This window comes from Paenibacillus zanthoxyli JH29, assembly GCF_000520715.1.
GTDB lineage: Bacteria > Bacillota > Bacilli > Paenibacillales > Paenibacillaceae > Paenibacillus_AQ > Paenibacillus_AQ zanthoxyli.
The window spans coordinates 1-9629 of the sequence record NZ_ASSD01000587.1 but is presented as its reverse complement, the minus strand read 5'-3'; the positions used below and the strand labels follow the sequence as shown (position 1 = coordinate 9629).

The following is a 9629-nucleotide window of genomic DNA, read 5'->3' as shown; positions in this document are numbered from 1 at the left end:
GGCTGGCCTGTTTATTGTTAGATCTAGTGTCCGCTCGCTTATAGCTTTGACGTTTATACGACAGACAGGAAGCGCTCCATATCTTCGTCCACTGTCGAGATGCCGCCGATGCCGAACGTGTCGACCAATACCTTCGCCACATTAGGGGACAGGAAGGCCGGGAGCGTCGGGCCGAGGTGGATGTTTTTAACGCCCAGGTAGAGCAGCGCCAGCAGCACGATCACCGCTTTTTGCTCATACCAGGCAATATTGTAGGAAATCGGCAGGTCGTTGATATCCTCCAGACCGAATACTTCCTTCAGCTTCAGCGCGATCACGGCCAGCGAGTAGGAATCATTGCACTGACCCGCGTCCAGTACGCGCGGAATGCCGCCGATGTCGCCAAGATCGAGCTTGTTGTACTTGTACTTGGCGCAGCCCGCCGTCAGGATCACGGTATCGCTTGGAAGCGCCTGAGCGAAATCGGTATAGTAATTCCGGCTCTTCATCCGTCCGTCGCAGCCGGCCATTACGAAGAAGCGCTTGATCGCGCCGGTCTTCACCGCATCGACCACCTGGTCGGCTACTCCCATTACGGCCGCATGAGCAAAGCCGCCGACAATTTCGCCGCTTTCGATTCCGGTCGGAGGCGCGCAAGTCTTCGCCTGCTCAATGATGACGGAGAAGTCCTTTGGAGCGCCGTCCACGCCGTCAGCGATATGCTTGATGCCGGTATAGCCCGTGTTGCCTGTCGTGTACAGCCGGTCCTTGTAACTGTCCTTCGGCGGTACAACGCAGTTGGTCGTCATCAGGATCGGGCCGTTAAAGCTTGCAAATTCCTCATTTTGCTTCCACCAGGCGTTGCCGTAGTTGCCGACAAAATGGCTGTATTTTTTGAAAGCAGGGTAGTAATGGGCAGGTAGCATTTCGCTGTGCGTGTATACGTCGACTCCCGTTCCCTCCGTCTGCTTCAGCAGCTCTTCCATGTCCTTCAGGTCATGCCCGCTGATGAGAATGCCCGGGCGGTCGCCGACGCCGATGTTCACCTTCGTAATTTCCGGGTTGCCATACGTTTCCGTATTGGCACGGTCCAGCAGCGCCATCACATCAACGCCGTACTTGCCACATTCCATAACGAGAGCGACCAGCTCGTCCGCCGTCAGCTCATCGTTTAACGTGGCGGCAAGTCCGCGTTCAAGGAAAGCTTGCGCGCTTGCTTCATCATAGCCCAGCACCGCAGCATGCTCCATATAAGCAGCCATCCCTTTCAGGCCGTAGGTGAGCAGCTCGCGCAGGGAGCGAACGTCTTCGTTCTCGGTTGCAAGTACGCCAACAGCCGCCGCCTTGGCTTCCAGCACTTCATCCGTACCCGGCGTCCAGAGCCCAGCATCATGACCTGCGAGCGGAACGTCCGCAAGCGAGCCGGCCAGCCGCTTTTTCCAGCTGTCACGAATGACAATCCCTTCTCTGACTCTGGCAATAAATCCGTCACGGTCAAAATTGGCGTTGGTGATCGTCGCGAACAGGCTCTTAATAATGAACTGTTCCGATGCGCTGTCGGTCACTCCAAGCTCACGGGCCTTTACCGAATAAATGGAGATGCCCTTCACCGTGTACAGCAGAAGATCCTGCAGATTGGCGACATCGCTCGTCTTACCGCAGACCCCTTGAATCGTGCACCCCGTTCCTTTGGCCGCCTCTTGGCACTGAAAACAAAACATATTGCTCATTGAATAATCGCTCCTTTTATTCATTTTCATCCGTCTGCCATCTGTGTCTTTACTTGTTACTACCGATTGTAGTAGACTGACGTCGAACAATCGGTAACGGATGTTACCGTTTATCTAAAATTATTTTAAAAATTGGGGGAATTCCATGAAGCCAGAGCCTGACGTGCTGCAGACCTGTCTATTTTTCCGCGGAAAAAGTATAGAGGAGCTTGACGCGATGCTGGAGACGATGCGCTATACCGTCCGGGACTGCAGCAAGTCGGAAATGATTATCAGCGAAGGCGAGACCGCCGACCGGCTGGGGATTGTGCTCTCCGGAGTGGTGGAGGTTCACAAAATTCATCCCGGCGGAGGCGGCATAACCATCGCTAGGCTGAAAAAGGGGCAGACCTTTGGGGAAGCGGTGCTGTTCCGGAGGGAGAATGTATATCCGGCCACCATTATTTCTGCGGGGCGCAGCACCGTGATGTTCATCGGCAAGCAGGAGCTGCTGCGGCTATTCGCGGCTGATACCGACATGCTGTCCGGGTATATGGAGAATCTGTCTGAGCGGCTCGTCATGGTCAACCGCAAGCTTGAAATCCTGTCGGCCGGGTCGCTGCGCCGCCGGGTTGTGCATGTTTTGCTGAGGCAGGCGGACCGGCAGGGTACGGACACGATCCGGCTGCCTTTCAGCCGCAAGGTATGGGCCGAGCATCTGAATGCCGCGCGCCCTTCGCTGTCCCGGGAAATGGGCCTGCTGCGCGATAATGGCTGGATTGCGTTCAAAGGAAATACGGTTACGCTACTGGACCGGAAGAAACTGGAGGACTTCATGGAGCGGGAGGAATAAGACGGCGGGGGCGCACCTACGAATGGATATACAGTACGCCGCAGCAATTTGCCGATTATGCGATCGAAATAAAAAAATGACCCCTTTATAAGGAAGGTCATTTCTCTTCGGGCTGCAGCACTCGGTCTGCGATTAACGCTTGTTCAAACAGCTGGACCAATTCGGCGTCATAGTGGATTCCCGACAACCGTTTAAGCTCGTCCATGGCGATCTCGGGTGGAAGGCCCTTACGGTAAGGCCGATCGGAGGTCATGGCGTCAAAGGTATCGGCAATACTGATAATTTTGGCCTCCAGCAGGATTTCTTCTTCCTTAATCCCGTAAGGATAGCCGGAACCGTCCAATCGCTCATGATGCTGCAAGATGATTAGGCAGATATTGTTGTAATATAAATCCTTAACCATGAAGTACCCATCATAACAATGCCGTTTTACAATTTCAAACTCTTCAGCTGTCAAGTAATCAGGCTTGTTCAGAACTTCTTCCGGAGTATGAATTTTGCCGACATCATGAAATGCAGCCGCAAAGTATAAGTCTTCAAGCTGATCCTTTGGCATTCGAAGCATTCTGGCCAACATTAGGCAGTATTTCTGCACTCGCCCGCTATGCTGGTAAGTATAGTTATCCTTTTCTTCTACTTGCTTGAGAACATCCTCCAGCTTCCTGATGCGATGGCTGATGAGATGAAACGCAGGCTTCGTTGTGTACCACAACAGCTTCAGCTCGGTAAGGGTGCTGAAATATACCGCTTCCTGCAGATAATGAGTATAAAAATAATCCCCTTGACTGAGGAGGATGTTCTCATTGTCAGCCTTATAGCTGCACTTGCCTTCAAGTATGTAGAAGAACTCCATGGTGTCAGCTTCTTCGCCGGGATAAAGATAGAATTGTTTGTCTTGCTTAATAGTCTGCAAAATTATTTCCGAGCCGTCACCTCTCGCCAATAGGAGGTGGTCAGAGGATAATTGATGTTCTTGCGCGATGCTGTCTCCTTCCCTTCCCAAGTTCAGGCCCTTCATAATTTCATTCCTCTCTTATAACTCTACTGCTATCGGATCAATCCAAACCTCACGATCGGCGATCTTCACTAGTTTCCAGGAACGCTCGGCGGCAACTCCCAATTGGGCGGCCTCGGCGATGGCTGCGTCTGCAATTTCCAAGGTGTCGTTATATAAATCCGTGATCAGCTTGTCGAGCTCATTGGTATAAATCTTAGTACGTGCGGCAATCAACGCGTCTTTAGGAGAGACTTTTGCGTTCAGTTCGTTCAACTTCGTCTCAACGGCTGCCGAATCTCGGCTTTCCGGGGTAAATAATTGATTGATAAGTTCATCGGAAGCGGCCTGTATTTTCGCAACCTCGGCTGCTGCTTCTGCGTCCTTCTGATCCAGCTTGGCGTTCAGCTTCGCCGCGGCCTGGCCCTGCTCAATCCGCTTAATATCCCGTAAATAATCTTCTTGAAGCTTATCTGCCTTAGCCACTGCTGTTTCAATCTTGTTGTCGATTTGTTTGTTGGCTTTGGCGATAATTTTTAGTGCTTCTTGCTGTTCCTTGGTGAGGTTGTCCGCCACCGGCGAGGCAAAGACCGCACCGCTGAACAGAAATATCGCCAGCATGAGGAGCGATCCGGTGGTCAGTAGCTTTTTGAGCATGTTTACTTTCCTCTCTGAGTTTGGATTCGATTTCATTTTCATTATAGTATCGATTATAGCCGTTTACTAGTTTAATCCGATGTGCAAAATGTATCGGGATTTCCTTTAATTATTTGGATTTTCTCTTGGGTTCTTCGGCAGTCAATTCCCCTTGTTTATACTCCCGAATCCAGGACTGAACCTGACTCTCGGGAATCGGCCGGCTGATGTAGTAGCCCTGAACCTTGTCGCAGCTCATCCTCTTCAGAAAATCCAGCTGTTCCTCCGTTTCGACTCCTTCCGCGGTGACGCTTAGACCCATATCATGACCGATTGCGACTATGGAGCCTGCCAGCGGCATGCTGCTCTTCTCCTCAAGAATGCTGTCGATAAACGATTTGTCGATTTTGAGCGTAGTAATTGGCAGCTGCTTCAAATAGCTGAGGGAAGAGTAGCCTGTCCCGAAATCATCAAGGGCAATCCCGATCCCCCATTTCTTCAAAAACTCCAGCTTGGCGCTGATTTCCTCAAAAGATTCCATAAAAATGGACTCCGTAATCTCCAGTTCCAAATACCGGGGGTCAAGCCCCGTTTCACGCAAAATCTTCAGCACGGTATCCGAAAAATCCTCAAGCAGCAGCTGGATCACCGAAATATTGACCGAAATATGATAAGGGCCCCGGCCCTGACGGTGAAGTCCTGCAAGAAAAAGGCAGGCTCTCTGCAGAACCCATTCCCCGATCGGGACAATTAGGCGGCAGTCTTCCGCAATCCGAATAAAGGAGAGGGGCGAGACAAATCCCAGAACCGGGCTGTTCCACCGAATCAGCGCTTCGAACCCCCAGAGATCTCCCGTATGCAGATTCACCTTGGGCTGGTAATGCAGGGAGAGCTCGTTATTATGGATGGCTCCTCTCAAATGCTTCTCAATGATCATCCGTTCGTCAAAATGCTGCTGCATATTCTGTCCATACAGGACGTACGTTCCTTTGCCCGCTTGTTTGGCCTTGTACATGGCAATATCGGCGTTCTTCAGCAGCTCCTCGGCGTTCTTGCCGTCCCGCGGATACTGGGCAATGCCGACGCTGATGGAGACATGCACGGTGCTGTCGCCGAGCTGGAACGGCTCTTTGAAGCTTTGAATCAGCGCCTCAGCGAAAAAAACAGTCTGCTCCGGCCGCTCCATGTTTTTCAGCAGAATAACGAACTCGTCTCCGCCGAACCGGTAATGCCTGCTCTGGCCCTGGGCTATCTCCAGCAGCCTCTCTCCGGCCAGCATAAGCAGCCGGTCCCCAAGGGTATGCCCCATCGTATCATTAATATATTTGAAATTATCGATGTCCAAAAAGTACAGCGCGGCCTGGCCGCCCTCATTCTCTTCGATATACTCCTTCAGTTCCTCTGTTAGGGACAACCGGTTCGGCAGTCCGCTAAGCTCGTCGTGATAAGCGAGAAGCCGGTGCTTCTCCTCGCTGGCCTGAAGCAGCGTCTGGTTCTCGACCACCTTGTTGTACTGCTCCAGCAGTTCATCCTGCAGGGCGGTCAATTCCTCATAGGTCGACTCCAATTCCTGGTAGCTTATCTGAAGCTTGCTCTCGTATCCTTTAAGATCCGTAACATCCGTCATCGAGCCGGCAAACCGGACATAGCCGCCCTGCTCGTTCTGCAGCACCTTGCCCCTGGCCTGAAACCACTTATATTCCCCTGATTTCGTCCGTATACGGTATTCGCTGTAATAGTATGCAGACTGTCCGGATAGATGCTCTCTCCGCTGCCGGTCCTCCTGTTCGAGATCATCGGGATGAATAATCCCTTTCCAGCCGACATAGAACTCGTCCAGCTCCCCGATTTCGTAGCCCAGAAGCTCATACCATCTGTCCGAGAAGTAATAGGTATTCGTCATCATGTCAAGATCCCAGATTACCGCATCGGCGCCATACGCCGCCAGACTGAATCTCTCGTTGCTCTCCATCAACTGTTTCCGGATACCTCTGACCACCGAGACATGGAACAGCAGCACACCGATGAATATAATCAGCACGGAGAACACCGCGATAAGGATAAGCACAAGGCTTCGATACGTCTCGTAAAAAGAGAACGGCTTGTTAATCACCTCGCTGCCCGGAGGGAGGTCCTTCACCTTAATATGGAAGTGCTGCAATTGGTTGTAGTCAAACACATTGCGGCTCGTGCCGGCGTAAGAGACGGGAATGCTATCCGGACTTTCTCCGTGAAGGACGCGCAGCGCCACATTCGCGGCTTTCTCCCCCAGAAGCTTCCCGCTGAGCAGGTTTCCGCCGAATGCGCCGTGATTGAGTCCGTATTCATACATGTAGTAAAGCGGGACCGTACTGATGGACGCAATTTCGCTTGAAAACCGGTCAAGCTCGGTAACTTTGCCGGTAACATCGCTATAAAAGGTTGTCGCCAGCAGGATGCTGTCGGAGGAAAGCGACGATACGGTCCGCTCAATTTCTTCTTTTGACATTTGGTTCATGCTGTGGAGCTTCAGGCCAAGGTTCATCGAATTCAGTTTCTTTATGACTAATTGGGCCGTAGACAAGCCGCTCTCCGAGTTATCATACACCAGGTAGACATTTCGGATGGAGGGATTAATGTAAAGCGCCATTTTTATCGTTTCGGAAGGGTCAATATTCTCGATGACGCCACTGATGTTCTTCTGGTCCTTGATTCGATCATAACCGATCTCATTTATGCCGCTGAAAATAATAGGCGCGTCGCTTAACAGCTCTTTTCGGTTCTTGGCTGCAAAATCGAACGCGCGGTCATCCGTCGTTATAATAGCGTCGATATGTAATTTTACGTATTTGCCTTTGATCAATTCGTAAAAGCGCTGCAGATTTTCTGCACTCGGATACCTTTTCCAGTCCAGGTATTCCGTATAAATGACAGGAGGAACCTTCGAGCTCTTCAGCCGCTCTTCAATACCGTTGTTCTGGTCATCCGTCCAAGAGAATCCTTTATGATAGGAATGCAGGATCAGTACGTTCTGCTGGGGAGTGTTAGCTTCAACGGCCTTGACCTCTGCAGGCTGGCAAATCAGTGCGAAGAGCAGAAGCAGCCATAATACACTCCACATTCGCCTTTTTTTGGAATAAGCCATCCTTGTTCCCATATGAATAACCCACTCCTCAATGCCCATCATCATGCTCGCAGGAGCAAACGGGAAATTTCGACATTACTATTAATTCGCGGCCTAATTTATACCTCCTTTTATATGTCGGAAGAAAGTTGGATATTATAAATGACCACCTTTATTTTTTGTGAAGTTTTATATGCTAACCGATTGACATACAATGTAACCGCTTTTATACTGAATATATCTTCTAGTCCCTTACTCGATTAATTCACCATTTTCAAGTAGATGAGGAGCCGATCAAATTGACTATTAAAAATGAGATTATGCTGATCACGTACGCCGACAGCCTTGGCAAAAACCTGCAGGAGACCGCCGAACTGCTTTCCGCTCATTTTAAGGATATTGTTGGAGGCGTTCACATTCTGCCCTTTTATCCCTCCTCCGCCGACCGCGGATTCGCCCCGCTTACTTATGAGGAAGTCGATCCCGAATTTGGAACCTGGAATGATGTCGCCAAGATTGCAAACGATTTCTATCTGATGTACGATTTCATGATTAACCATATTTCCCGCAGCTCGGCCTATTTCAAGGACTTTCAGGAGAACAAGGACAATTCCCCTTATCGCGATTTGTTTATCCGTTACAAGGACTTCTGGCCGGGAGGCGAGCCGACGCAGGAAGACGTTGACGCGATTTACAAGCGCAAGCCAAGAGCGCCATACATTGATGTAACCTTTGCCGATGGAACAACCGAGAAAATCTGGTGCACCTTCGACGAGGAGCAGATCGACCTTAATCTGTATTCGGAAACGACGAAAAAGTTCGTGAAGGAACAGCTTCAGGGTCTGGCCGAACGGGGCGCTTCCATTATCCGTCTGGACGCCTTTGCATACGCTACCAAAAAGCCGGGCACAAGCTGCTTCTTTATTGAGCCTGACACCTGGGAAATGCTTGATGAGGTCAAAGCCATTCTGGAGCCATACGGAACGGAGCTGCTTCCCGAAATACATGAGCATTACAGCATCCAGCTGAAACTTGCGGACAAGGGATATTGGGTGTACGACTTCGCGCTGCCGATGCTTGTGCTGCATGCGCTGTACAGCGGGAAGCCGGAACGGCTGACTCACTGGCTGAACATTTGCCCGCGCAAACAGTTCACCACGCTGGATACGCATGACGGCATTGGCGTTGTCGACGCCGCCGACCTGATGACCCCCGAGGAAATCGAGGAAACGAAGAACAACCTATTCTCACAGGGTGCCAATGTGAAGCGGGTCTACAATACGATGGCTTACAACAACCTGGATATCTACCAGCTCAACTGCACCTACTATTCGGCCCTGGGCGACGATGACGACGCCTATGTGCTGGCCCGGGCCATTCAGTTCTTTGCTCCCGGCATACCGCAGGTCTATTATGTCGGGCTATTGGCCGGCAAAAATGATATCGAGCTGCTGGAGCAAACGAAGGTCGGACGCAACATCAACCGCCATTATTATTCGAAGAAAGAAGTCGAAGAAAATCTGGATCGTCCCGTACTGAAACGGCTGTTCGCGCTGATGAAATTCCGCAACAGCTACGCCGCTTTTGACGGTAATTTGACAGTAGTAGACAACGGAGGCGGTTCCAAATTAGAATTAATCTGGACGAATGGACCGCTCCGCGCCACACTGTCCGCCGATCTTGCGACACGGGAGTTCACGGTGCATTACACGGATGAACACTCCGGCGAAGAGACCCTGCTGGCTGGAGTGTGATATCATTCTTTAAAAACATGCTCCTGCGGGACGCGTGCCACCGCCTGCGGCGGTAAAGCGCGCTCCCTCTACAGGAGCCCGGGACAGGAGCGATTGTATGCCCACGATTAAAGACGTCGCGTTAAAGGCCGGGGTCTCGGTTACCACCGTATCCCGTGTGCTGAATAACAGGGGATACTTGAGCGAAGAGTTGAAGAAAAAAGTATACAGCGCCATGGAGCAGCTCAACTATCGGCCCAATGACCTGGCCCGCTCGCTCAGCCGCTCCAAGTCGAATATTATCGGACTGATCGTTCCCCATGCGGCTCATCCCTTTTTCGGCGAATTAATCAGCCACATTGAGGAGCACGCCTATCTGAACGGGTACAGGCTGCTGCTGTGCAATTCCCATTTGAACAGGAAGAAGGAAGCGGAATACATCGATATGCTGCGCTCCAGCCGTGTCGATGGCATCATTCTGGGCAGTCATACCCTGGAGGTGGAAGACTACCGCCAGATTCACCTGCCCGTGGTCACGTTCGACCGGCGGATCAGCGCCGAAATTCCCTATATTTGCTCCGATAACTATAGGGGCGGGGAACTGGCAACAACGCTGCTCGCC

7 protein-coding genes are annotated in these 9629 nt (G+C 51.3%); 3 read left to right on the top strand and 4 right to left on the bottom strand.

What is annotated here, in order from left to right:
* Positions 1-53: 53 nt before the first annotated feature.
* Positions 54-1709: a hydroxylamine reductase gene (hcp, locus tag L691_RS0122830; protein ID WP_025692612.1), complete on the bottom strand. Its 1656-nt coding sequence runs from the start codon at positions 1707-1709 to the stop codon at positions 54-56.
* 145 nt (positions 1710-1854) lie between these two features.
* Here hcp and L691_RS0122825 point away from each other — a divergent pair, with 145 nt between their 5' ends.
* Positions 1855-2541, top strand: coding sequence for a Crp/Fnr family transcriptional regulator (locus tag L691_RS0122825; RefSeq protein WP_025692611.1), 687 nt, complete (start codon positions 1855-1857; stop codon positions 2539-2541).
* Positions 2542-2638: 97 nt separating this feature from the next.
* On the opposite strand, the gene L691_RS0122820 is transcribed toward L691_RS0122825, so the two are convergent.
* The 3 genes from L691_RS0122820 to L691_RS30850 all read right to left on the bottom strand — a co-directional run bounded on the left by L691_RS0122820 (position 2639) and on the right by L691_RS30850 (position 7307).
* The gene (locus L691_RS0122820) at positions 2639-3559 is read right to left on the bottom strand and encodes an HD-GYP domain-containing protein (protein ID WP_025692610.1); all 921 of its coding nucleotides are present in this window, start codon (positions 3557-3559) and stop codon (positions 2639-2641) included.
* A gap of 15 nt (positions 3560-3574) precedes the next feature.
* Positions 3575-4192, bottom strand: coding sequence for a hypothetical protein (locus tag L691_RS0122815; RefSeq protein WP_025692609.1), 618 nt, complete (start codon positions 4190-4192; stop codon positions 3575-3577).
* 109 nt (positions 4193-4301) lie between these two features.
* On the bottom strand, positions 4302-7307 hold the full coding sequence (locus tag L691_RS30850) for an ABC transporter substrate binding protein (protein WP_025692608.1): 3006 nt from the start codon (positions 7305-7307) through the stop codon (positions 4302-4304).
* 266 nt (positions 7308-7573) lie between these two features.
* On the opposite strand from L691_RS30850, the gene gtfA reads away from it, so the two are divergent.
* Both gtfA and L691_RS0122800 read left to right on the top strand, forming a co-directional pair.
* Positions 7574-9028 carry a sucrose phosphorylase gene (gene gtfA / locus L691_RS0122805; RefSeq protein WP_025692607.1) on the top strand — a complete coding sequence of 485 codons (1455 nt, stop codon included), beginning with the start codon at positions 7574-7576 and terminating at the stop codon, positions 9026-9028.
* Positions 9029-9125: 97 nt separating this feature from the next.
* The coding region (locus tag L691_RS0122800; RefSeq protein WP_025692606.1) for a LacI family DNA-binding transcriptional regulator at positions 9126-9629 on the top strand (504 nt) is incomplete at its 3' end.

Bases quoted from the DNA above. Each gene is read 5' to 3' on its own strand.
- hcp (WP_025692612.1), bottom strand. From the start codon at position 1,709: ATGAGCAATATGTTTTGTTTTCAGTGCCAAGAGGCGGCCAAAGGAACG.
- L691_RS0122825 (WP_025692611.1), top strand. From the start codon at position 1,855: ATGAAGCCAGAGCCTGACGTGCTGCAGACCTGTCTATTTTTCCGCGGA.
- L691_RS0122820 (WP_025692610.1), bottom strand. From the start codon at position 3,559: ATGAAGGGCCTGAACTTGGGAAGGGAAGGAGACAGCATCGCGCAAGAA.
- L691_RS0122815 (WP_025692609.1), bottom strand. From the start codon at position 4,192: ATGCTCAAAAAGCTACTGACCACCGGATCGCTCCTCATGCTGGCGATA.
- L691_RS30850 (WP_025692608.1), bottom strand. From the start codon at position 7,307: ATGGGAACAAGGATGGCTTATTCCAAAAAAAGGCGAATGTGGAGTGTA.